This window comes from Desulfitispora alkaliphila (assembly GCF_050433185.1).
GTDB classification, from domain to species: domain Bacteria; phylum Bacillota; class Desulfitisporia; order Desulfitisporales; family Desulfitisporaceae; genus Desulfitispora; species Desulfitispora alkaliphila.
Window position 1 is genome coordinate 20,829 of sequence record NZ_JBNPXS010000023.1, and the last position, 23,035, is coordinate 43,863.

27 protein-coding genes are annotated in these 23,035 nt (G+C 38.4%); all 27 read right to left on the minus strand.

Features of this window, described 5'->3' with window-relative positions; all coding sequences use genetic code 11:
* Nucleotides 1-4 precede the first annotated feature (4 nt).
* The 27 genes from gltA to GGQ84_RS09570 all read right to left on the minus strand — a co-directional run bounded on the left by gltA (nucleotide 5) and on the right by GGQ84_RS09570 (nucleotide 23,027).
* Nucleotides 5-1,399 (minus strand): NADPH-dependent glutamate synthase, encoded by a 1,395-nt coding sequence (gene gltA, locus GGQ84_RS09440; RefSeq protein ID WP_429162025.1) that lies wholly within the window; start codon nucleotides 1,397-1,399, stop codon nucleotides 5-7.
* Nucleotides 1,387-2,229, minus strand: a complete 843-nt coding sequence (locus tag GGQ84_RS09445) for a sulfide/dihydroorotate dehydrogenase-like FAD/NAD-binding protein (RefSeq protein WP_429162027.1) — start codon at nucleotides 2,227-2,229, stop codon at nucleotides 1,387-1,389. Before GGQ84_RS09445 ends, gltA begins: the two co-directional genes overlap by 13 nt.
* Before the next feature lie 106 nt (nucleotides 2,230-2,335).
* The gene (locus GGQ84_RS09450) at nucleotides 2,336-3,289 is read right to left on the minus strand and encodes a Kae1-like domain-containing protein (protein WP_429162028.1); all 954 of its coding nucleotides are present in this window, start codon (nucleotides 3,287-3,289) and stop codon (nucleotides 2,336-2,338) included.
* A gap of 21 nt (nucleotides 3,290-3,310) precedes the next feature.
* The gene (gene nusB, locus GGQ84_RS09455) at nucleotides 3,311-3,718 is read right to left on the minus strand and encodes a transcription antitermination factor NusB (RefSeq protein ID WP_429162030.1); all 408 of its coding nucleotides are present in this window, start codon (nucleotides 3,716-3,718) and stop codon (nucleotides 3,311-3,313) included.
* An 11-nt stretch (nucleotides 3,719-3,729) separates the two neighbouring features.
* Nucleotides 3,730-3,960, minus strand: coding sequence for a DUF2273 domain-containing protein (locus GGQ84_RS09460; protein ID WP_429162032.1), 231 nt, complete (start codon nucleotides 3,958-3,960; stop codon nucleotides 3,730-3,732).
* Nucleotides 3,961-3,972: 12 nt separating this feature from the next.
* Nucleotides 3,973-4,515 carry an alkaline shock response membrane anchor protein AmaP gene (amaP, locus tag GGQ84_RS09465; protein WP_429162034.1) on the minus strand — a complete coding sequence of 181 codons (543 nt, stop codon included), beginning with the start codon at nucleotides 4,513-4,515 and terminating at the stop codon, nucleotides 3,973-3,975.
* 51 nt (nucleotides 4,516-4,566) lie between these two features.
* A complete protein-coding gene (locus tag GGQ84_RS09470) occupies nucleotides 4,567-4,968 on the minus strand; it encodes an Asp23/Gls24 family envelope stress response protein (protein WP_429162036.1) in 402 nt (133 codons plus the stop codon).
* Nucleotides 4,969-5,032: 64 nt separating this feature from the next.
* Nucleotides 5,033-6,382: an acetyl-CoA carboxylase biotin carboxylase subunit gene (gene accC / locus GGQ84_RS09475; protein ID WP_429162037.1), complete on the minus strand. Its 1,350-nt coding sequence runs from the start codon at nucleotides 6,380-6,382 to the stop codon at nucleotides 5,033-5,035.
* Between the two features lie 23 nt (nucleotides 6,383-6,405).
* Entirely contained in the window at nucleotides 6,406-8,238 is a 1,833-nt protein-coding gene (accB, locus tag GGQ84_RS09480) for an acetyl-CoA carboxylase biotin carboxyl carrier protein (protein WP_429162039.1), read from the minus strand.
* Between the two features lie 209 nt (nucleotides 8,239-8,447).
* On the minus strand, nucleotides 8,448-9,011 hold the full coding sequence (locus tag GGQ84_RS09485) for a SpoIIIAH-like family protein (protein ID WP_429162041.1): 564 nt from the start codon (nucleotides 9,009-9,011) through the stop codon (nucleotides 8,448-8,450).
* Nucleotide 9,012: 1 nt separating this feature from the next.
* Complete coding sequence (locus GGQ84_RS09490) at nucleotides 9,013-9,624, minus strand: hypothetical protein (RefSeq protein WP_429162043.1); 612 nt, start codon at nucleotides 9,622-9,624, stop codon at nucleotides 9,013-9,015.
* An 11-nt stretch (nucleotides 9,625-9,635) separates the two neighbouring features.
* Nucleotides 9,636-10,274, minus strand: a complete 639-nt coding sequence (gene spoIIIAF, locus GGQ84_RS09495; RefSeq protein WP_429162044.1) for a stage III sporulation protein AF — start codon at nucleotides 10,272-10,274, stop codon at nucleotides 9,636-9,638.
* Between the two features lie 8 nt (nucleotides 10,275-10,282).
* Nucleotides 10,283-11,473, minus strand: a complete 1,191-nt coding sequence (gene spoIIIAE / locus GGQ84_RS09500; protein ID WP_429162046.1) for a stage III sporulation protein AE — start codon at nucleotides 11,471-11,473, stop codon at nucleotides 10,283-10,285.
* A gap of 12 nt (nucleotides 11,474-11,485) precedes the next feature.
* Complete coding sequence (gene spoIIIAD / locus GGQ84_RS09505) at nucleotides 11,486-11,872, minus strand: stage III sporulation protein AD (RefSeq protein WP_429162048.1); 387 nt, start codon at nucleotides 11,870-11,872, stop codon at nucleotides 11,486-11,488.
* A gap of 24 nt (nucleotides 11,873-11,896) precedes the next feature.
* Entirely contained in the window at nucleotides 11,897-12,091 is a 195-nt protein-coding gene (gene spoIIIAC, locus GGQ84_RS09510) for a stage III sporulation protein AC (protein ID WP_429162050.1), read from the minus strand.
* A gap of 16 nt (nucleotides 12,092-12,107) precedes the next feature.
* Nucleotides 12,108-12,626, minus strand: coding sequence for a stage III sporulation protein SpoIIIAB (gene spoIIIAB / locus GGQ84_RS09515; RefSeq protein WP_429162052.1), 519 nt, complete (start codon nucleotides 12,624-12,626; stop codon nucleotides 12,108-12,110).
* Nucleotides 12,616-13,668 carry a stage III sporulation protein AA gene (gene spoIIIAA / locus GGQ84_RS09520; protein WP_429162054.1) on the minus strand — a complete coding sequence of 351 codons (1,053 nt, stop codon included), beginning with the start codon at nucleotides 13,666-13,668 and terminating at the stop codon, nucleotides 12,616-12,618. The genes spoIIIAB and spoIIIAA overlap by 11 nt, the downstream gene beginning before the upstream one ends.
* Nucleotides 13,669-13,753: 85 nt before the next feature.
* Nucleotides 13,754-14,251, minus strand: a complete 498-nt coding sequence (locus GGQ84_RS09525) for a CD1247 N-terminal domain-containing protein (protein WP_429162056.1) — start codon at nucleotides 14,249-14,251, stop codon at nucleotides 13,754-13,756.
* A 171-nt stretch (nucleotides 14,252-14,422) separates the two neighbouring features.
* Nucleotides 14,423-14,980, minus strand: coding sequence for an elongation factor P (gene efp, locus GGQ84_RS09530; RefSeq protein ID WP_429162058.1), 558 nt, complete (start codon nucleotides 14,978-14,980; stop codon nucleotides 14,423-14,425).
* Nucleotides 14,981-15,001: 21 nt separating this feature from the next.
* Nucleotides 15,002-16,078, minus strand: coding sequence for a M24 family metallopeptidase (locus GGQ84_RS09535; protein WP_429162060.1), 1,077 nt, complete (start codon nucleotides 16,076-16,078; stop codon nucleotides 15,002-15,004).
* Between the two features lie 2 nt (nucleotides 16,079-16,080).
* Entirely contained in the window at nucleotides 16,081-16,521 is a 441-nt protein-coding gene (gene aroQ / locus GGQ84_RS09540; RefSeq protein WP_429162062.1) for a type II 3-dehydroquinate dehydratase, read from the minus strand.
* 24 nt (nucleotides 16,522-16,545) lie between these two features.
* Nucleotides 16,546-17,889 carry a TldD/PmbA family protein gene (locus GGQ84_RS09545; RefSeq protein ID WP_429162064.1) on the minus strand — a complete coding sequence of 448 codons (1,344 nt, stop codon included), beginning with the start codon at nucleotides 17,887-17,889 and terminating at the stop codon, nucleotides 16,546-16,548.
* 296 nt (nucleotides 17,890-18,185) lie between these two features.
* Nucleotides 18,186-19,568, minus strand: coding sequence for a TldD/PmbA family protein (locus tag GGQ84_RS09550; protein WP_429162066.1), 1,383 nt, complete (start codon nucleotides 19,566-19,568; stop codon nucleotides 18,186-18,188).
* A gap of 49 nt (nucleotides 19,569-19,617) precedes the next feature.
* Nucleotides 19,618-20,706 (minus strand): 3-dehydroquinate synthase, encoded by a 1,089-nt coding sequence (gene aroB / locus GGQ84_RS09555; RefSeq protein ID WP_429162068.1) that lies wholly within the window; start codon nucleotides 20,704-20,706, stop codon nucleotides 19,618-19,620.
* Nucleotides 20,699-21,223, minus strand: a complete 525-nt coding sequence (locus tag GGQ84_RS09560; protein WP_429162070.1) for a shikimate kinase — start codon at nucleotides 21,221-21,223, stop codon at nucleotides 20,699-20,701. Before GGQ84_RS09560 ends, aroB begins: the two co-directional genes overlap by 8 nt.
* 3 nt (nucleotides 21,224-21,226) lie before the next feature.
* Nucleotides 21,227-22,408, minus strand: coding sequence for a chorismate synthase (aroC, locus tag GGQ84_RS09565; RefSeq protein WP_429162072.1), 1,182 nt, complete (start codon nucleotides 22,406-22,408; stop codon nucleotides 21,227-21,229).
* Between the two features lie 70 nt (nucleotides 22,409-22,478).
* On the minus strand, nucleotides 22,479-23,027 hold the full coding sequence (locus GGQ84_RS09570) for a hypothetical protein (protein WP_429162073.1): 549 nt from the start codon (nucleotides 23,025-23,027) through the stop codon (nucleotides 22,479-22,481).
* Nucleotides 23,028-23,035 lie beyond the last annotated feature (8 nt).

The window sequence follows — 23,035 nt, forward strand, 5'->3', positions numbered from 1 at the left end:
TTTTTTATTTGTTTCTCAAATACTCATCAATGGCTTGAGCAGCTTGCTTTCCTGCTCCCATTGCTAAGATCACTGTAGCAGCGCCAGTTACCACATCGCCTCCAGCGAATACGCCAGACTTAGAGGTAATGCCCCTTTCATCTGCTTTAATAGTGCCATTTCTTTCATTCAAATCAAGTCCAGGTGTGGTACTAGTTACTAATGGATTAGGTCCTTGTCCTATGGCTACAACAACAGTTTCTACTTCTACATGATGTTCTGAACCTTCTATTTTTACTGGTCTCCTTCTGCCAGAATCATCTGGCTCACCCAGTTCATATTTCACACAGGTCATTCCTGTTAAGTTTCCATCCTCGTCCCCATGGAACTCTGTAGGGCTAGTTAAAAGCATTAGCTTTACTCCTTCTTCAAGAGCATGCTCAATTTCTTCGTGCCTTGCAGGCATTTCTGCTTCTGAACGGCGATAGACAATGTAGGATTCTTCCGCTCCCAATCGCAAAGCTGTTCTAGCTGCGTCCATGGCCACATTTCCAGCACCTAAGACTGCTACTCGCTTTCCAACTTTAATGGGTGTGTGATACTCAGGGAATTTATATGCTTTCATTAAATTAGTTCTAGTTAAAAATTCATTGGCTGAGTATACACCATTGTAGTTTTCACCAGGCAAGTTCATAAAGTAAGGCAGGCCAGCTCCTGTTCCAATAAATACAGCGTCAAAACCATCCTCTAGTAGTTCATCTACCGACGTAGCTTTACCTACAACTGCATTAGTTTCAAACTTTACGCCTAACTTTTTAATGTAGTCAATTTCTGCCTGTACTACATTTTTAGGTAATCTAAATTCAGGAATACCGTACATCAGAACTCCACCAGCTACGTGTAGAATTTCAAACACGGTTACTTCATGTCCCATTTTAGCTAAGTCACCAGCCGCAGTTAATCCTGCTGGCCCCGCACCAATCACAGCAACTTTAAATCCGGTTGAAGGGATTTTTTCCACTTCTTTAATTTCATCTAAGTTAAGCTCGTAATCTGCAACAAATCTCTCAAGTCTTCCGATTCCTACTGGGTCACCTTTTTTGCTCAAGATACATTTAGCTTCACATTGGCTCTCTTGAGGGCAAACTCTACCACATATGGCAGGTAGGTTGTTCTTTTCTTTAAGCTTTGTTGCTGCACCTTTATAATCTTTTTCCTTTATCAATTTAATGAAATCAGGGATAGCAACTTCCACTGGACATCCTTCTACACACTTAGGCTTTTTACACTCAAGACATCTATCCGCTTCATTCAGTGCAACTTCTTCTGAGTATCCAAGTGCAACTTCATTAAAGTTAGTTTTTCTATCAGCTGCTTCCTGACAAGGCATTTCGTTTTTCTTCATGGTTATTTTTGACATGAGTCATCCCTCCCACAGCTACCAGATGCCAACGCCCTTTTTTCATCATCTTTGTACATTGCTAACCTTCTCAGAGCTAAGTCGAAGTCTACCAAATGTCCATCAAACTCTGGACCATCAACACAAGCAAACTTTGTCTCTCCCCCAACTTCTACTCGACAGGCCCCACACATACCCGTTCCATCCACCATGATTGGGTTTAAGCTAACAATTGTTTTAACTCCAAATGGTCGAGTAGTTTCAGCAACAGCTCTCATCATAGGCATTGGACCAATTGCCCAAATAGCATCAACTTTTTTGTTTTCCAACACTTGTTTTACTATGTCGGTTACAAAACCCTTGTGACCAAAGCTTCCATCGTCAGTAGCAGCATGCAGCTCACTACTAATTGCGTCCATTTCATCTTCCCAATAAAGCAGATCTTTGTTTCTGGCTCCGATTACTGAAATAACTTCATTTCCAGCTTCTTTTAATGCTCTAGCAATAGGGTATACTGGTGCAATACCCAGTCCCCCACCTACGCACATAACTGTTCCATAGTTCTTAATCTCAGTGGCTTCCCCAAGGGGACCTGCAACATCTAAAAACTCTTGCCCCTCCTCCATGTTACCCATTCTCTGACTTGTGTGTCCAATTTCTTGAACAATAGTTGTAATAGTACCTGCTTCTCGATCAAAGTTAGCAATGGTTAGTGGTATCCGTTCCCCTTTTTCATCTACTCGGAGCATGAAAAACTGTCCTGGCTCTGCTTTCTGGGCTACTCTAGGTGCCTTAACCTCAAAAAGCTTGATGCTAGGAGATAATACTTGCTTCTTCACAATTTCAAACATCTAGTTCCCCCCCTAATTTTCACCTATTAAAAACTTAGCTTTCGCTAAAATTGATTTCAATTATTTTGCTTAGTTTTCCTGCATCGGTAGTAAAAATCTTAATTTTCTACATTTTCTTCAATGCTTTCTCTTTGGCTATTAGCGCTACTCCTACTCCATTATCAGTACAGTATTTACCCATACCAAAATGGACCTTAATACTTTCTCTAGTGGCATATTGCATAATCTTATACCTTAAAAATTGGTTAGCTGCAACACCTCCAACTATTAAAATATTTGTAATTCCAGTTTCCTGAACCGAATTTACTATTATTTTTAATATAGTACTGGCGATGCATTTTTGAACTGCCATAGCCACATCTTCAGGTTTTGCGCCGTTATTAATTGCTCTTTGGGCTTGACTCTCAGGCCCGGAGAAACTAAAATTACAGTCCTTAACCCATGGTGTAAGCTTAACTTTTTCTTCAAAGGATTTTCGAGAGATTTCCTCTAGCTTCTTGCCGCAGGGAAACTCAAGCCCCAAAGCTACCCCTACTCGGTCAACAAACTGACCTCCATGCAGGTCTAAAGATCCCCCAATAATCTCTTCGTGAAAAGAACAGGTCTGGTTACTATATTTTACTTTTAGAACTTCAGAGGTGCCCCCGGATAAATGAATTGCTAAAAAAGTAGATTCGACGAAAGGTTTGTTTGGATAAAATCCAGCCATCAAATGTCCTTCTTGGTGGGTTGTTTGATAAGCTTTGATTCCTAGCGTGTTGGCTATAACTTCTCCAGAATTTATCCCCGCTGCAAAAACTGGCATGTACGATTCTTTAACTGGCCTGGGCTTATAACTAATTGCTAGCGCTTGGATGTTTTTGCTATCAACTTCAGAAAACAACTTTTCCGTAATAATAGGAATATTCTTAATATGCTGAAAGACAGCATTGGATTGCTGTAATCCTCGCTGCCCCTTTTCTACATCTAAAACCTTGCGATGGTCGCAAATTATATTGCCTTCTCTATCTACAACTGCCATTGATGTGGTATAGCAACTAGTATCAATGCCTAAAAACATTTTTAATCACCTTTACTTGTTCTAGTTTTCAACTTCAAAATCCTTTTTTATAGCATCTAGAATTCCGTTAATAAACTTACTAGATTTTTCACCACTAAATATTTTTGCCAATTCTAGAGCTTCATTAATTGAAACTGAACTGGGTATATCCTCGCAATAATACAGTTCATAAGTAGCTAAGCGCATTAAGTTTCTGTCTACTGCGGCTATGCTATTTAGCTTCCAGCTAGTCAGGTGAGCTGAGATTATGTTATCTATCTTGCTCATATTCTCAACAGTTCCCTGGACTAAGCTTGCAGAAAAGTCTATAACATTTTGTTCATCACATTGCTCAGATATATACTCCATTGCTTTCTCTGAACTGCTTTTACCCACATCCATTTGATATAAAACTTGTAATGCCAACTCTCTTGCATATCTCCTACGCAAAGCTGTCACTCCTATCGATATTTATCTCTGTTTACTAACTTATCTAGTAGTGCATGAAAACTTCCCTGCTCATCTACTCTCTTCCCAATAAAGTAACCTACTAAAACACTTAAAGTTATAAAGATAGCTTTCCCAATTCCAAAAACAGCTGCAGCTATACCGAAAAGGAGGCCACAAGTAATACCAATTACCTTTCCTCTATTAGCAGGCTCAAGAATTTGGTCTAATATATTTTCCCACATATTCCTCACCTCTTATTCAACTCTTCCTCTAACTTCCCTGTGAATGCCATCTATTAACACTTTTACTTCACACACATGCACTCCTGCAGTTTTTTTAACTGCCTCTTTGATCCTCTCCTGTAAATCATGGGTCACTTGTACAATCTCTACATCAGGGTTTACTACAACCTTAACATAAATGGCAACTCCTTCTTCTACTGGTTTAATTACAGGTCGGATTTCTTTAACACCCACTATACCTTGTCCAGTTTTTTGCACTAGATTTTCTATTGCTTCAATGGTTATGCTTACAGCACCTAAACTAGTAGTCTCTATATGGGCATCCTGTGGTTTTTGAGGAGTTGTCTTAATACAAGAAAGAAGTGTATAAATTCCTAAAACAAATACTGCTAAACTGCCAATACCTACTCCCCACCTAAGATTTGGATCATTAACTATCTGTGCTAGATACTGCAACGGCTCCTGCCAGCCTACCATTACAGTTACCAGTACTCCTGCTAGAGCTGTCAATATAATTGTGTACAAATAGGCAATCAATTTATTTGCAGAATTCATGGCATCACCCCTACTTCATAAATTAATGAAATACCCCCTTAATAGGGGGCATTATTTTACCCTTATTACCTCTTCCTCGTGTTCCTCATCTTTTTGAAAAACAACCCCTTGAACGTGAACATTAACTTCAACAACAATTAAACCAGTCATTGTCTCAATAGCATCCTTGACTTTTTCTTGAATTAATCTTGATATTTCTGGAATTGAGACACCATAATCCATTACTATGTATAAATCAACGGCTGCTTCTTTTGAGCCCACTTCCACTTTTACTCCCTTGGAAAGATTTTTTCTGCCAAGTAGCTCTGCAATCCCCCCTGCAATTCCGCCACTCATACCTGCTACACCTTCGATTTCTGTAGCTGCTAATCCTGCAATAATCTCTACTACTTCATCAGCTATTTTAACAGAACCCATTTCAGTTTGCTCTATTCCCTCATAATTATTTTCCATCTTAATTGCCTCCAATCTCTATTTGTAATTATAGCATACTCTTTCCAAAAACATGAATATATTATTAACTTTCTGAAAGAATTCTCCTCTGGATAAAGTTTGTATAAACTTGTCCTTTTCTAAAGAAAGCATTATCTAATATTTGCATGTGGAAGGGGATCGTAGTATGTACTCCCTCAATTTCAAATTCTCGTAAAGCACTTTGCATTTTCGAAATAGCTTCCTCCCTTGTCTGCCCCCAAACTATAAGTTTTCCAATCATGGAATCGTAGAATGGGGTTATGGTGTAATCTGAATATGCAGCTGAATCCAGCCTCACTCCAAATCCACCTGGAGGATTATATTTAGTTATCTTGCCCGGTGAAGGCATAAAATTCTTTTCTGGCCACTCAGCATTAATACGACATTCTAATGCCCACCCAGAAATTTTTATATCATCTTGCTTGTAAGAGAGTTCTTCTCCCCATGCAACCTTAATCTGTTCCTTGATTAGGTCAATTCCCGTAACCATCTCAGTCACAGTATGTTCAACCTGAATCCGTGTATTCATCTCAATAAAAAAGTAGTTGTTGTGCTTATCTAGCAAAAATTCAACAGTTCCTGCTCCGATGTAATTAGCTGCTTTGGCAGCTTTAATAGCCACTTGTCCCATTTCATATCGCATTTCTTCATCAATGGCGCTAGAAGGAGATTCCTCAATTAACTTTTGGTTTCGCCTTTGAACTGAACAGTCCCTCTCACCTAAGTGTATAGTGTTCCCAAACTGGTCAGCTAGTATCTGTATCTCTATATGCCTTGGCTCTTCTACGTACTTTTCCAAGTATACAGCAGAGTTACCAAAAGCTGCTTCAGCTTCCTGCTTAGCTGTTTGCAGTGCTTTCTGCAAATCTGAAGGGCTATGGGCAATTCTCATGCCCTTCCCGCCACCTCCTGCTGAGGCTTTAATCATCACTGGATAGCCAATTTCTTCGGCTTTCTGCTGAGCTTCATCCACATTATTAATAACGCCTTCTGTTCCTGGAACTACTGGTACCCCTGCCTTAATCATTGTTTCTCGCGCGGTTGCCTTTGCTCCCATACACTCAATTGTTGCGGCTTTTGGTCCAATAAACTTGATATTACTTGTTTCTACTATTTCAGCAAAGTATGGGTTTTCTGACAAAAAGCCATATCCTGGGTGAATCGCTTCAGCACCAGAAACTTGAGCTGCGCTAATAACATTTGGTATATTTAGATAGCTGCGATTGGATGCAGCTGGACCAATACAAACAGCTTCATCAGCCATTTTCACGTGCATTGCATCCTTATCTGCATCTGAATAAACAGCTACTGTCTCAATACCCATTTCACGGCATGCTCTAATAATTCTTACTGCAATTTCGCCTCTATTTGCTATTAATATTTTTTTAAACATTGTTAGCCAGTCCCCCTCGTCGTTTATTTCTTGGGCTCAATTAAGAATAGTTCCTGTCCATATTCAACTGGCTGCCCGTTTTCTACTAAAATTTCAACGATAGTACCAGAAACCTCTGCTTCTATATCATTCATAAGCTTCATAGCCTCAACAATGCACACTGTTTCTCCCTCTTTAACCTGGCTACCCACTTGAACAAATGGATCTGCATCAGGTGCTGGAGCAGAGTAAAAGGTTCCAACCATAGGTGCTACTACAGGTATCAGATTACCTTGGGTTGTTTCTGTTTTTTCTACACTTTTTAAGACTACTTCTTGCTTATTGTTACTTTCCCCTGATGGCTTAACCTGATTGGTTTCACCTATAGTCAGTTGTTCTTGGACACTCTGTACTTTTCCACCCTTGCGAATGGTAATTTTTTCACCATTGCTTTCTAGGTTAACTTCTTCAATGTCAGTTTTATTGATAACTTCAATAAGCTCTTTAATTTCTTTTAAATTCATAGTCTCATCCTCCTCAGTTAATGCCTTTCCTCCTCCTGATTCTAAAAATTTTCTTGTAACTTGGGGGAAAAGGGCGTATGAAATCACATCTTCCTCACATGTAGCTAAATCTTCTATCTCTGGTAATATTCTATCCATTTTTTGGTCAAGTAAATCGGCTGGCCTGCAGTTTATTATGTCTTCATCACCAATTGTTTTCTGTTTCACTTCACTGTTAATAGGTGCTGGTGGCTTACCATACAATCCTTTAATGTAAGCTTTAACTTCTCCAGGTACCAGTTTGTAGCGCTTACCTGACAAAACATTGAGCACAGCTTGAGTTCCCACAATCTGACTTGTAGGTGTAACCAATGGAGGATATCCTAGTTCTTCCCTTACTTTTGGAATTTCTGCTAGTACTTCTTCTAACCGATCAAGGGCCTTTTGTTCTTCCAGTTGACTAACCAGGTTAGAAACCATCCCTCCAGGAACTTGATGATCAAATACCCACATATCAGAGATCCTGGTTACACCTCTTTTATACCCTAACTCAATTCTCAAATTCTCAAAGTACTTGGCAATTTCAAATAGCTTGTGTATATCCAAACCTGTTGAATACTCTGTATTTTGAAGGGATCTAACTACAGTCTCCACAGGAGGCTGAGAAGCACCAAAAGCTAAAGGAACTGAGGCAGTATCTACCACATCTACTCCCGCTTCTGCTGCCTTTAAATAACATCCAAAAGCCATTCCTCCAATATAGTGACTGTGCAGTTGTACCGGTATCTTCAAGGAGCTTTTAAAACTTTTCACAAGGTCATAGGCATCGTGAGGCATTAAAAGCCCAGCCATATCCTTAATACAAATAGAGTCTGCACCCATTTTTTCTAATTCAAGAGCCGCTTCTAAATAGTGTTCCTTTGTATGTACAGGGCTTATTGTATAAACAACGGTTCCTTGAACATGTGCTCCTTCCCTCTTAGCTATTTTAATCGGGATTTCCATGTTTCGCAAGTCATTCAAAGCATCAAAAATTCTAATTATATCTATCCCATTCTCAACAGACTTGCCCACAAACTTCTCTACCACGTCATCAGGGTAATGTTGGTATCCTACCAAAGATTGACCCCTTAAGAGCATTTGTAATGGCGTATTAGTTGCTTTCTTTTTTATTTCTCGCAGTCTATGCCATGGATCTTCTCCTAAGTATCTCATGCACACATCAAAAGTGGCACCACCCCACACTTCTAGTGAGTGATATCCTACTTCATCTAATTCTTCTACTATAGGTAGCATATGGTGCAATCTCATTCTAGTAGCCCACAAACTCTGGTGCCCATCCCGCAGAGTAGTATCAGTTATTTTAACGCCCATGATTGTACGCCTCCTGTCGTGTTCCCAATTTAAGAAAACTTGGCTTGCACCAGCCGGTGGAAGCCTTAGTTGCATTTATGTCTATGGAAAGCTATGCTTTCCTATGGTGTAAAGAAAACTCAGGTATTAAACCCGAGCTTTTAAAGAGTTTCTATCTTATTATATGTTTTCCCTCTTATTGTTGCAACATTTACCCAAAAGATTTCAATTTATTCTAATTTATTAGAGGACAATATAACTATGTCTTCGATATTAAATCCTGTTGTGGTCACAGCTAAATCAGATATTTTAGCCACATCTTGCCCAGAAAGCTCCTCTGTACCAACAACCACTGTAACGTTTTCCGGCTGAATTAAAACTGCTGTTTTCGAATATCCTTTTGCTGCTAACAGGCTTTCAAGCTCCATTTCTTTTTCTAAGTTGTCGCTAATCTGAAATAACTTTTCTTGGGCCACCATTCTATTCTCTGAATTAGAATTAGGATTGTTTACTATTTCTCGTAAAATTTCAATTTGTCTACTTCTAACTCTATCTCGCTGAAGTTTATAATCTATAAAGTAATCCTTAGCTTGAGTCTGACTATCGATTTCTGTTTCCATTGAAATTGGACTTGACACCGGCAAATCTTCTTCAAGTTCTTCCTCTACTTGAGATAGCGTTTCCACATTCCTTAGATTTGATGTTAGATTAAAAATACTAGACAGTAAGAACACTGAACAGATCACTATAAGCGCAGAAAATATTATGGTTTTCTTTCTAACGGTTATAAACATATTATCTACCTCCCATAGGCACAACATGCACTTGATGCGAAGAAACACCTAATACAGTCTCAACTGCTCTACTCAACTTCAGCCTTATACTACTATCATTAGCTCCTTCTGCAACCACTAATACCCCTTTTATTACTGGCTTTGTCTCACGAACTATCACCGGCTTTTCAGTATTGCCATCGGACCGCTTTAGTACTAAGTTTCCTTCTTCTACTTGTTCATTGATTGTTCTAGCACCACTTTCAATTTTTTCTTCAGTAGTCCTAACATTGCTACTTACATCGATAGCATACTCATAATGAGAGCTAGATTCTAATGTGAGGGAAACATTCACCTTTCCCACCCCATGGATTTGACCAAGTATCTTTTCTAAACGCTGCTCTAAGGCTTGTTCATCTCCGTTATTTACATTAAAATTCTGTACACTCTCAGTGACCTCTCCCGCTTTATCAGTACTTTCATTAGTTTTTGTGCTTGTTGAACTCACATCAAACGTATTCATTAGCATTATAAGTACTGCTGCAATTATTATTACGTAGATAATTTTTGTAACTAAGGACGCTTGATTTTTATTTAAATTTAAAAAATTTTTTTTGTTTTCTTTATCACTCACTTGAGCACCTCCTAGTCTTTAATTTCCACGTGAATTTTATCTGCCGGAATCCCATAAAAGTTTGCAATTAATTCTTTAATTCTCTTTTCTATGCTCAATCCACTTAGCTCAACTTCCTTCTTGCTCTCACCTCCATTAAGATCTATTTCTATTTCTATGGGTTCTATTTCATCTATTCCTTCAATCTGCTCTTTCTGTGAGCCTCTATCCACCTGGCCATTCTTGCTGACAATAACATGTACCCCTTTTATTCCCCCAAAACCGGTAGCTGAAAGCTCCTCTGCACTCACATCTACCTGGGCATCGCTAATCTCAGGTATCAGGGCCATCAACCCCGTAATTTGTTTTTCAATATTTTTTTCGTAACTGCGCAATGCCTCCTGATTTGAAATTTGTGATATTTCTTTTCCCTGTGCTAAAATTTGATCTAATTGGTCTTCTTCGACTTGAAAGTTCCAAGCGCTAACTTGTCGGCTTAAGTCCTGATTTAAGGCAGCTGTTATAGGGGTCAATATGGTAATAATTATGAATAAACCCAGGACTAACTGCACAAACCGCTTCATGTTACTGGTTGGCAGCAACATTTCCATAAAGCTTGCCAATATTACTATAACTGCAATATCTCTAACTAAATTTGTCAACGTATCCATTTAACCACCTACCGTATCATTACAGTAAAATTTCCCGCACTAATGATTATAGTAACTGCCATGAAAAACATTACGCCTACTGCAGTTACAGCTGCAAAAGCCATTAACAAACTTCCTGCCATTGCTTGCAAGCAATCCCCTACCCCAGAGTTATCAATGGGCTGAATCAGAGCTGCTGCTATTTTGTAGATTATTACAACTGCAATTATTTTTATAACTGGAATCAATGTGAGTCCAAAAATAATTAGTACTCCTACAATCCCCACAGCATTTTTTAACAATAGGGAAGTCCCTATTATTGCTTCTAAAACGTCAGATAGCATTTTCCCCACTATGGGAACAAAAGCACCAGTCACGTATTTAGCAGTTCGAATAGTAACTCCATCTGCAACCGCCCCAGCTACCCCTTGAATTGAGATAACGGCCACAAATATGGTCAAACAGCCTCCCATAATTACTGTGCTAGCTTGTTTAAATAAAGAAGCCAATCTACTAACCTGAAACTTGCCCGATATTTTATCTACAATACTCAATACTGCAGATAAATAAATTAAGGGAAATACTACTTTAGTAATAACAGTACCCAATAAACTTAGAGCCAGCATCATCACTGGATGTAAAATAGCTGCAGTGGCTATCCCACCCATAGCAGTTAATAATGTTAGTAGAACCGGTAGAAGTATCTGCATAAAAGTAACCATTCGCTCCACTGCTTCCCTGCCAGTATCCATGGCTAGAGTAAAAGAACCTATTGCCAGAGATACCAGTACTAAAAAGGCAATTGCATGGGCAACCTTTCCCGTTGACCCCTGTTCAAATGCGGTGAGCAAATTGTATAGAATAGCGCATATTACGGTTAGCACAATTAGCTTTCCTAACAATGTTATGTTAGCAACCACTTCCGCAAATAGCATATTCATTATTCCCTTTAAGACAGCCACTGGGTGCAAATCTAACTCTCCAGCTCTAAGCTGCTCTAATAGGTTTGATAAACTCATTTCTGGTAAATACTCGCCTAAATCTTGGTCTATTTCCCTGAGAAATTGATCTAGCTCATCTAATTGCAAGCTTTCTACTTGTCGATTGAACTGCTCTTCAGGGTCAAACTCTTCCATGGCAACCACAGTTGGAGCACAAAGCCCTAATCCCAAAAACACCATCATTAAAACAACTATTACTTTCTTTATATAATTGCGCATACATTAACCACCTTACGGAATCAGTCTGATTACCGATTCAAGTATTGCAACCATTATTGGTATTGCTAAAACCAAGACAATAATTTTTCCCGCAAATTCAACTTTAGTAGCAATAGCATTTTCTCCAGCGTCTCTACACACTTGAGCACCAAACTCAGCAATATAAGCAATTCCAATTATCTTTAACACAGTGTTCATATAAAATAAATTTATATTAGCCCTACTGGCTAATTCCTCTAGTACGTTTACTACAAGGGCAATTTTATTTAAAACCAATAAGAAAATTATTACTCCAACTACTATACTCAACTGAGTTGCCAGTTCAGGCTTTTCTCTTTTTACAATAATGATTAAAACAGTAGCTACAATACCCAGCCCTACAATCTGTAAAATATCCATTGGCCCACTCCTATGTTGGTCTAGTTATAACTGAAAGACGTATCTTACTTGATCAAATAAATTTGCAATCAGTTGAATGACCCAAAACAATACTAAGGATACTCCTGCTAAGGTTACCAATTGTCCTTGTTCATCTTTTCCCGCCTGCTTGAGAACAGTGTGGAGTACAGCAGTTAAAATACCTACCCCAGCTATACGAAATATCAAATCTACATCCATGCTACCTTCCTCCTCCTTAATAAATTAGTAAGATAATTACTATCCCTACTAAAAAACCACAGTACTTCCAAAGTTTCTCCCCCTTTTCTCTCTCATTTTCAGCAACATTCTCTTGTTGACCTAGTTGCTCTTGCATTAGACGAATGTGCTTTATTTGTTCTTCTTTATCTGTAGAACCTAAATAATTGCCAAAGCTCTCTATTAAGCTATAATCTCTAGCAGTAAGTACAGATGTTTCTTTTAATGCTTCCACTCCTAATTGCCAAGCTACAGGCACTGGGAGTTCTCCAGTGTTTAATTTTTCCGCTGCGACTCTATAAAGGCTAGAAATGGGCTCATCTATTTGCTTACTAATTTTTTTAAGAGCTTCAGGTAATGGAGTTGAGGCATAGACCATCTCTGTCTCTAGCATCTGCAGGCTACCCTTTAAAGTTTTTAACTGCCATGGCCTCAAGCGATAATTATTGGCAATTATAATTCCTATCAGACCACAGGCAATAATTATTACACTAGATCCAAAAAGTTTAATTAACATTAGCACCACCTACCCCCAGGATTGGAGTTTTAAGCAAGTTGACCCCATTAATACTTTCGTAGATACCCTCCACAGTTCCAACTCCCCTTTTCTTGCTCATTACTACGTATTTGCATCTGTTTTTTTCATTGGCTATTAGACTCAGCGCTGGTCTATTTCTCAACTCCTCCAACTTAGAACCGTGAACTGTCGTTATTAGAGATACACCAGAATTAAGCACTTCGTTTACAGCTTCAACGTCTTCTAGGCTCCCCACTTCATCGGTGGCAATAATTTTGGGGTTCATGGAGCGAACTAACATAATCATCCCTTCAGCCTTTGGACAACCATCTAATACGTCTGTTCTCATTCCCACGTCGTTCTGAGGCATACCCCGATAGCAGGCAGCAATTTCCGAGCGCTCATCAACAACCCCTATGTCCACACCTTTATAATTCAACCCAGGGACTCCATTGCTTAACAATCGCACTAAGTCACGCAAAAGTGTGGTTTTTCCGCAACCTGGTGGAGAAACAATAATTACATTGGGAAATCTGCTTGTTCCCTTGTTTAATAAATATGGCAGTACTTTTTCCGCTACTCCTTTTACTTCTCTGGCTATCCTTATATTTAAGCTGGAAAAATCCCGTTGGGTTTTGACGCTGCCCTTTTCTAAAATAGCTTTTCCCACTACCCCAACTCTGTGACCTCCTGGAATTGTTATAAATCCCCTTTTGAACTCTTCCTCTAATGCATATATGGATGAATTACTAATAGCTTGAAGGCAATTACTCAAATCTTCCGCTGTCACTCTATAGCCCTTTGCCCAATCGTCACTAATAGTAAAGTCATTGCTCATGATACTATCCTCATGCACATATTTTAAAAATAAAAATCTTCCTTTACGCAGTTTAATTTCTTCTAAGAACTTAAGCTTTTGGCGAGGAATGGAAGAAAACAACCTCCTGATATTTGAGGGGAAAATTGGAATAACTTCATTTTCTATTCTGTTTATCCACTCTGTTTCATCTAGGCTTTTGTGAGCAACACTTATTACTTTCACCTTTGTCCCCCTTTCTTTTTACTATAGATATTATGGCTTGCTCACCTTTATGCAAAAAAAAAGCCCCAAAGGGCTTTTCTTTTTCTTAAATATCCATTGTTCTTTTTGAACCAAACTTATTTGGCATACTTTCAGTGTGCTGGTGGTCAAATTCTATGTCTAATTCGTCCTCATCGTAGTCGATGTCATAAGTACCATCATTTACATAAACCACATCATCACAATTCGGACATGTAACCTCTATAGTATCTTCTTCATCAGCAATTTCTGGCTCAAAGCATACTAATTCGTTACACCCAGGGCATTCAGCTTCTACATAGTCAAAATTATCATCTTCCATTTCCATCTCATCCATGTCTTCTTCGTATATTTCTTCTTCTAAATCATATAAATCTTCATCTACAGACTCAAGGTAACTTTCTATTTCATCTTGCCTCTGTTGTAATTCCATAATTTGCTCTGAAAAATCTTCCATAACATCTACTATGTTTTTTATAATTCTTCCCTCTTTAGAGCCTGCACTGAGCTCCATACCTTCTGTTAATCCCTTAATATAAGCGACTTGTTTTCGCAAATGATGCATCTAAATTCCTCCTTATTTCTTTAGTCGCTTATATTATGCACTTTAAGCTCTACTTTTACTCAATAAAGAAAACTTGGCTTGCGCCAAGCTTTCGCTTTGGCGCAAGCCTTAGCTGCACTTATACCGATGGAAAGTGGAACTTTCCTATGGTGCAAAGAAAAAAAGCGAGCACTATGCCCGCTCCATGTATTGACCAGTTCTTGTGTCAATTCGCAATACATCTCCAACATTGATAAAGAAAGGAACTTGAACTATTGCTCCAGTTTCCAGCGTAGCCGGTTTTGATCCACCTGATGCCGTATCTCCTTTAATTCCTGGTTCAGTTTCTGTAACCTCTAGTTCCACAAAATTAGGCACCTCAACACCAATAACTTCACCCTGATGTAGTAAAACAGAAACATCCATGTTTTCTTTTAAGTATTTAATTCCGTCTCCCAGTTGTTCTTCTGTAAGAGATAATTGTTCGTAATTTTCATTATCCATTACAACGAATCCTTGTCCATCATTGTATAAATACTGCATCTGTCTTCTGTCAATCATGGCTTTGCCCACTTTTTCTCCTGCCCGAAAAGTCTTTTCAACTGTTGCTCCCGACCTTAAATTTCTGAGCTTTGATCTAACAAATGCAGCCCCTTTTCCAGGCTTCACATGCTGGAACTCAACTATAGAATAAATATCACCCTCAAATTCAATGGTTAAGCCTGTCCTAAAATCACTTGTTGAAATCAAAAAATACTCCTCCTTTAACTTTTATCCCAAAGATATTAATTCTTTAGACGACTTAGTTAAGTTTTCATAGCCATCCTCTTCAATTAATACCACATCTTCTATCCGAATTCCTCCTAAGTTGGGCAGATAAATACCAGGCTCCACCGATATAACCATACCAGGTTTTAAAACCCCCTCACTTCTTGGGGATACACTTGGATTTTCATGAACATTTAAACCAATACCATGACCTAACCCATGTCCAAAATATTCACCATAGCCGGCATCAGTTATTATCCTTCTTGCAACTTGATCTAATCCACTGGCCTTCATGCCCGGTTTGATACTATTGAGTGCAGCTTCTTGAGCCTCTAGTACTATATGATAAATCTCCTTGTGCCTTTCTGTAGGTGTGCCAACGACAATGTTCCTAGTCATATCTGATGCATGCCTCTTATACATGCAACCAAAGTCTAAGGTAATAACCTCACCAGAATTTATTTTTTTATTTGTGGCAACACCATGGGGCAAAGCGGACCTGGGGCCTGATGCAACTATATATGGAAAAGATGGGCCTGTAGCTCCTCGCTTTCTCATAAAAAACTCTAGTTCTAGGGCAATATCAGCTTCTTGCATACCTTCTTTGGCAAAATTCAAAATATGGGTAAATGCTTCGTCAGTTAATGCAGCTGATTGTTTAAGTAACTCTTGTTCACGTGCATCTTTGATTGACCTAAACTCCATAATCTTTTCATCTATACTTTCTAACTGCACCTCTGTTGAAAAAGTCTCAGTTAGTTCTTTAACTGCATCATATGATAAATGCTTTTTTTCCAATGCAACAACATTGTAGCGCTCTTTGTCAATTAGCTCTCCTATTTCTTTTAAGACTCCTTTTGTAGTTTTCTCTACTTTAAAGTGTGGTGACTGTTCTCCGGCCTGAGCCACATATCTAAAGTCCGTAATAAGCTCCTGTCTATCTGTAGCTATTATAAGAGCTCCTGCACTGCCTGTAAAACCGCTATAATAATAAACATTTTCTGGCTTGGCAATAATAACACACTCAATCTCACTTTTTTCCATATATGCTTTTAATTCTTTTATACGCTGATTCTGCATTTTTAACCCCGCTCTCTTAAATGCAAATAATTCAACGCCATTAGATAACTATAATGACCAAATCCGGTAATTTGGCCGATACAGATTGGGGCAATTACAGACTTACTACGAAATTCCTCTCTACTGTGCACATTGCTCAAGTGCACTTCTATGGAAGGTATATTTACCCCTATAATGGCATCTCTAATAGCATAGCTGTAATGTGTATAGGCGCCTGGATTAATCACAATATAATCAATTCGATCCTTAGCAGCACTGTGGATTCTATCAATGATTTCGCCTTCTCCATTAGCTTGAAAAAAGTCTAATTCATATTGATGCTCTTTTCCCCACAGCTTTAGTTTTTCATTTATCTCATCTAAGGTCAAGTCACCATAAATATCTTTTTCCCTAAGCCCTAATAGATTTAAATTAGGGCCATTAATAATAAGTACCTTCTTCATCTCTTCCCCCATTTTAATTGAATATTATCCACTGATGGACATTCTCGGAATTCTCAACGTGGGCGCCCCTTTACCAAAGTAGAATGTCAAGTCACTACCAACACAGTCTACAGAAGAAAGGAGTTCTAGAATATTTCCAGCAATGGCTACTCCCCTGACAGGATAAGATAGCTTTCCATTCTCAATCCAAATACCTGCAGCACCTAAAGAAAAATCTCCTGAAATGGGGTTTGCCGTATGCATTCCCATCACTTCAGTAACATAAAGTCCCCTGTCTATTTCGCCAATTAGTTCCTCGGGCGAGGTATTGCCTTTGGCGATATAAAAGTTTGTAGTTCCCACTTCTGGAGTGCTTTTAAAGCCACTTCTCGAGCAATTACCCGTGGAAGTAACTCCATCTTTTTTTGCAGTATAGGTATTGTGGAGAAATCCCTGTAATACTCCCTCTTGAATTAAACTTGTTCTCGAGGTAGGAACGCCTTCGTCGTCAAAGGGAGCCGACATAATTCCATTGGACATTGATCCGTCATCTATAATATTTAATAATTCAGAGGCTACTTTTTTGTCTACCTTATTTGCAAAAAGGGACTTTCCTTTTTGCACAGAATCTGCCGTTAGTGCAGGTGCTATAACCCCCAAAAAATTAGTAGCAATATAGGGGTCTAAAACTACTGCTGCTTTCTCTGACTCTATAGTTTTTGCCCCAAGCATTCTAACAGCTTTCTCAGCAGCTTCTGCTCCAATTTTCTCAGGGTCTAAATCTCCATACTTTAGGGAAAATTGTAGACCAAATCCAGTTTGATTATCTTCTCCTTCTTGTGCAACTAGATAACCATACCCACCGCAGTAAGATCCATTATATGAAGCAACTTTTCCGCTAGTATTTGCTATTACAATTTCATAGTTTGCATCCTGATAGCTAGAAGTTCTCGTGTTCACAACCCTTTTGTCGTAGTTTCTAGCACTTGTCTCTAATGCCTTTGCAAAGTTTATTTTATCTTCTACTGGTGTTTCTTGTATCGCTCGATCTTGTAAACCCAAGTCTTCGTATGTATCTGATAGATTTGGCAAAATATTGTTTTCATCGACAGTGGTCTTTGGACAATTAGCTATAGCCTGTTCTAAAGCCTCTTTTAAACTAGTCTCATCTAAACTAGTAGTATAAGAAAAACCCATTTTCCCATCTTTTAAAACTCTAATGCCCATTCCGATTTCTTCCGCCATCTTCAATGTTTCAACTTCTTGATTGCTAACTTCTATATTTAGCTCCTTGGAACTGCTTATATATACTTCTGCAGAATCCATTTTAGCCCTATTCGCCATCTCAATTGCTTTCTCTGCAATTGTATTATAGTTAGTCTTTGGCATAAAACCACCTCCATTTTTGTAAGCATTTATATAATTAACATTATACACCATAGTTATTCCAATTGTAAAAGTTTACCCTGTTTAATTGGAGTGTTGAATTTTTTGAATATTTCCGCTTTATATTTTGTACTTTACAGAACAAGCTCTGGTGAGTATAATTAACTTGTACTTAAGTTCACATTCACTACCTAAATTAGTAAGCCTCAAACCTCTTAATTTTCAATAAATATATATATAAAGGCCACCCGCTTGGGTGGCCTTTATATATACATAAGTAAAAGCCATAACCTTATGCTTTATCCAGTGCCGCCTACAACCAATTCTTGTATTCGCATAGTTGGTTGTGCGTCAGCCACAGGAACCCCCTGCCCGTCTTTTCCACAAGTTCCAATAGCATACCCTAAGTCACTTCCCACTGCGTCAACCTGTTGCAGAGCTTTAGGGCCGTTTCCAGTTAAAGTGGCACCGCGCACAGGTGTAGTAACTTTACCATTCTCAATCAAATACCCTTCGGCTACATCGAAAACAAAGTCCCCATTGGTGGTGTTAACCTGTCCCCCACCCATTTTTTTAACTAGAAGACCTTTCTTGGTGTCTCTTATTATATCCTCAGGATCTAATTTCCCAGACGCAATATATGTATTGGTCATTCTAGGAATTGGCTTGTCATGGTAGGATTCTCTTCTGCCATTCCCAGTTGGCTCTCTTCCCTCTTTCATTGCTGTCAATCTATCATACATATAGTCTTTTAGGATACCATTTTCTATGAGGACATTTTTTCCGCTTTTTACTCCCTCATCATCAAACCTAAAAGTTCCGTATTCACCCTGTAAAGTTCCATCATCTACAACTGTCACTAACTCAGAAGCAACTTTCTCTCCTACTTTGCCCCTATAAACTGATAGTCCTTTTTGCACTAAGTCTGCTTCTAACCCATGGCCACAGGCCTCATGCACCATAGTCCCACCAGCCTCTCCAGCCATAACTACTGGCATTTTCCCTGTGGGGGCAGGCTTAGACTCTAGCATGATAAGTGCCCTATTTGTAGCCGCAGTGGCAATGTCCTCAGGAGTATTGTTGTTAAAATACTCAAACCCAGCAAAGCCACCTTTAGCCTCGAATCCAGTTTGAATAACATCTCCTTCAGAAGCTACTCCATTAACTATAAACTTTGTCCTAATTCTTTCATCTTCTACATATTCACCTAAACTATTTGCAATAATTATCTTTTGTACTACATCTCCATACCCAATAGTCACTTGCTTAATTCTTTTATCTACATTCCAAGCAACTTGCTCCGCTCTTTTTACTAAATTTACTTTTTCATCGATGTTAACTGCTTCTGGACGTTTTTCAACAACTATTTCTAGACTGGGAACCAGTTTAGTAAAATTCAGGGCAAATTCTTTTTTCTCTCCTCTTGAGGCCTGAGCTACAACATTTGCCAACTGTTTCATGCTCTCAAAGGAAGTATCGTTTGAATGGGCATAGGCAGTGTTTTCACCGGAAATAACCCTGATGCCAACTCCCTTAACTGTACCAGTACTTATTCTCTCAATTTTTTTGCCTTCACTGCTAATGCCTGTGGTCTTCTTCTCTTCTATGTAGATATCTGAGAAATCTCCACCATTTGCCATTGCAATATCTAAAACTTCTTTTAATTGATCTTTATCTACCATTATCAATCACCTCACTAAAGCTAGTTTTAATAAAAATGCTGTTATCTATTCACTTAGCTGTCAGTATTTCTAAAATATTTTTAAGTCTATTTATATCAATATTATCTATTACAAAAACTTCACCTATTCTCCTAGGCAGTACCATAGTCAACTTACCATTCTTGACTTTTTTATCTCTATACATAGCTGTTACTAATGTTTCAACAGACACTTTTGGCAATCTGTAGGGTAATTCCAGTTTATACATTAGGTTTTGCAAGCGTTTAAAGTTGCTTTCATCCCAATATTCTGCAGCTTTTGCATAATGTCCTGCCACAAGCATCCCCAAAGCAACAGCTTCTCCATGGCGATACAAAGAGTAGTCCGAAACAGCCTCTATGGCGTGACCTATAGTATGCCCAAAATTCAGAATAGCTCTTACACCTACTTCTCTTTCATCCTGCGCCACCACTTTCCGCTTAATATCACAGGACCTATAGATTAGATTTTCCATTATTTTGTGGTCCAGTGAAGTAATCTTCTCTGTGTTTTCTTCCATTTTTTGAAAAAGGTCAGAGCTGTATATCACACCATATTTAATTATTTCAGCTAACCCTGCCCGTACTTCCCTCATCGGAAGCGAGTTTAATGCCCTAACACTTACATATACTAAACTGGGTTGATAAAAAGCTCCAATAAGATTTTTTCCCTTTGGATGATTAATCCCCACTTTTCCCCCAATGCTGCTATCTACTTGGGCTAAAAGGGTTGTGGGAATCTGAATGAAATTTATTCCTCTCATATATGTGGCAGCAATAAATCCAGCCACATCACCTACAACGCCTCCACCAAAAGCTATTATAGTACTATTCCGCTCTAAACCAAAGTTGATACACTGATCATACAATTTGTGTACTGTACCTAAGTTTTTCGCTTCTTCCCCATCGGGAACATAAACCACATTGTATTCAGGAATTGATTTTCCAATACTACTGTGGATTTCTTCTCCATATAAGCTCATAACCGTTTGGTTAGTAATAATTAAAGCCTTAGTACCTATATTTAGTTTTTCTATCTGGTTAGGTAACTCTTCAAATAATCCTTGGGAAAAAAAGACTTTATAGCTTCTTTCCCCTAAATTTACTGTTAATTCACTCATGATTTATAGCCTCAATTTTTTTAATTATGGTTTCCACCACAAAGTCAACGTTCACGTTGTCTGTTTGAACAGTGATATGGGCCAAATCCCTATATAACTCTTCCCTTTTCTCCATCAGAGAGATGACTGAATTATTTATATTTTTACTTCTTAATAGAGGTCTTCCTTTTCCCCCTCCAACTCGTGCAATACAGCTACTCGCACTTGCCTTCAACCAAATCACAGTGCCAATTTTCCTTATAATTTCCCTGTTTACATCATTCAATACAATTCCGCCACCTGTAGAAATTACTGAATTCCTTACTCTGCTAAGCTTTCTTAACATGAGAGTCTCTTCTGAGCGAAACCGCTTCTCGCCATAAGTTTTAAAAATTTGGGTTGTGCTCATATCTACTAACTGCTCTATCTCTCCGTCTGTATCTACAAAAACCTTCTTTAATCTTTTTGCCAGCTTTCTTCCCACTGTGGTCTTTCCTACCCCCATAAACCCAACTAATACTATGTTTTCATAACCCATATGTTATACCTGTTTAATACGCTTTATGTAGTTTTCTAAGTTGTCCTTAATATCTTCCATGTTGTCATTGCTAAACTTCTCAGTGAGTGCTTTTGCAACTTCCCACGCTACCACTGCTTCAGCTACAACAGCACATGAAGGAACCGCACAGCAATCTGACCTCTCTACAGATGCAGGAAAAGCTTTTTTATCCCTCAAATCCACACTTTTCAGAGGCTTATAAAGTGTAGGGATTGGCTTCATTGCAGCTCTTACTCTTATTTGTTCGCCATTTGACATACCGCCTTCAATTCCGCCAGCGCGATTTGTCTTTCTAGTAAACATACCTAGTTCATTATCATAGTCAATCTCATCGTGAATTAGTGATCCTAGGCTATTGGCACTACTAAATCCAGCTCCTATTTCGACTCCCTTTACCGCTTGTATACTCATAACCGCTGCAGAGATATTGGCATCTAGTTTTTTATCCCATTGCACATAACTGCCAATTCCTGGAGGGACTCCTGCCACTATTACTTCTACAATCCCACCTAAAGAATCTCCTTTTCCCTTTACTTCGTCTATATAGGATATCATTCTTGTTGAAATTCCACTATCAACACACATAACCTGGGACTGGGAAGCTCTTTGTTCTATTTCTCCAATTTCAAGGTTAAAGTATTTTTCTTCTTTTAACTTTTCTTTGCCAATTGCAACCACATGGCCTACAACAAAAATATTTAGTTCAGCTAAGAATATTTTTGACAGGGCGCCGATTGCAACACGAGTTGCAGTTTCTCTTGCACTGGCCCTTTCTAGTACATTCCTCATATCACAGTGGTTGTATTTAAGTGCACCAGTTAAGTCTGCGTGCCCTGGTCTTGGCTTAGTTATCTCTTTTTCTTTTGCTAAAGCTTCATTGTAGTTTTGTACTTCAGGTTCCATGATTTCTTTCCAGTTTTCCCAGTCTTTGTTTTCAATCTGCATTGCAATGGGACTGCCCAATGAATAGCCACCGCGAATACCTGATAGTATATTAACTTTATCCTTTTCTATTTTCATCCTTCCACCACGACCGTAGCCGCTTTGCCTTCTTCTTAACTGCTTATTGATATAATTGGGATCTATTTCTACTCCCGCTGGAAAGCCCTCTAAAATTGTAGTTAAAGCCTTCCCATGGGATTCTCCAGCCGTTAAGTATCTCAATTAAATCCACCACCTAATACTGAGCATTTAACTAATCTTTATTATCTAAATAAATTTACCAATTGTCAATCTAATATAATACATTTTTTCTGTAAGCAGTTATCCTCAGATATCCACTTGCTTCATTCTCGTTTTCAAAGTTGATTCTTACATCATTTATTTCTAAGTTAGCTTTATGATCAGTAATATCTTGCAAAGCTTGAATGATATTATTAGTAGAACCTTTTATATGTAATTGTATTTCCTTCTCTTGTATGTCATTTTCTGAGCCATATACATGGTCCCGTTGGTTACTAAAGCTGATTTTTATTATTTCTAAATTGTTAGATTGAGTTAAATGATTAATACTAGTCATTACTGCGTCACTTTTGAAAAAAAAATCTGCATTTTCATCTATATTCATAATATGCTTCTCTAGGCGCTCCCTCATCCTATATATTTCTTCTACTGATGCATGTCTGTTCAATATCTCATAAGATTCGCCTATTTCTCTTTCAGTAATGCTTTTTTTATGGCTCAAGTATCCATAATAGGACGACACAAAGATAAAAAAACATGTTATTAAAATTAATATTCCCCTGCGCAGTTTAATTTGACTCTGCCTTTTTAGATAAAACATGTACATCG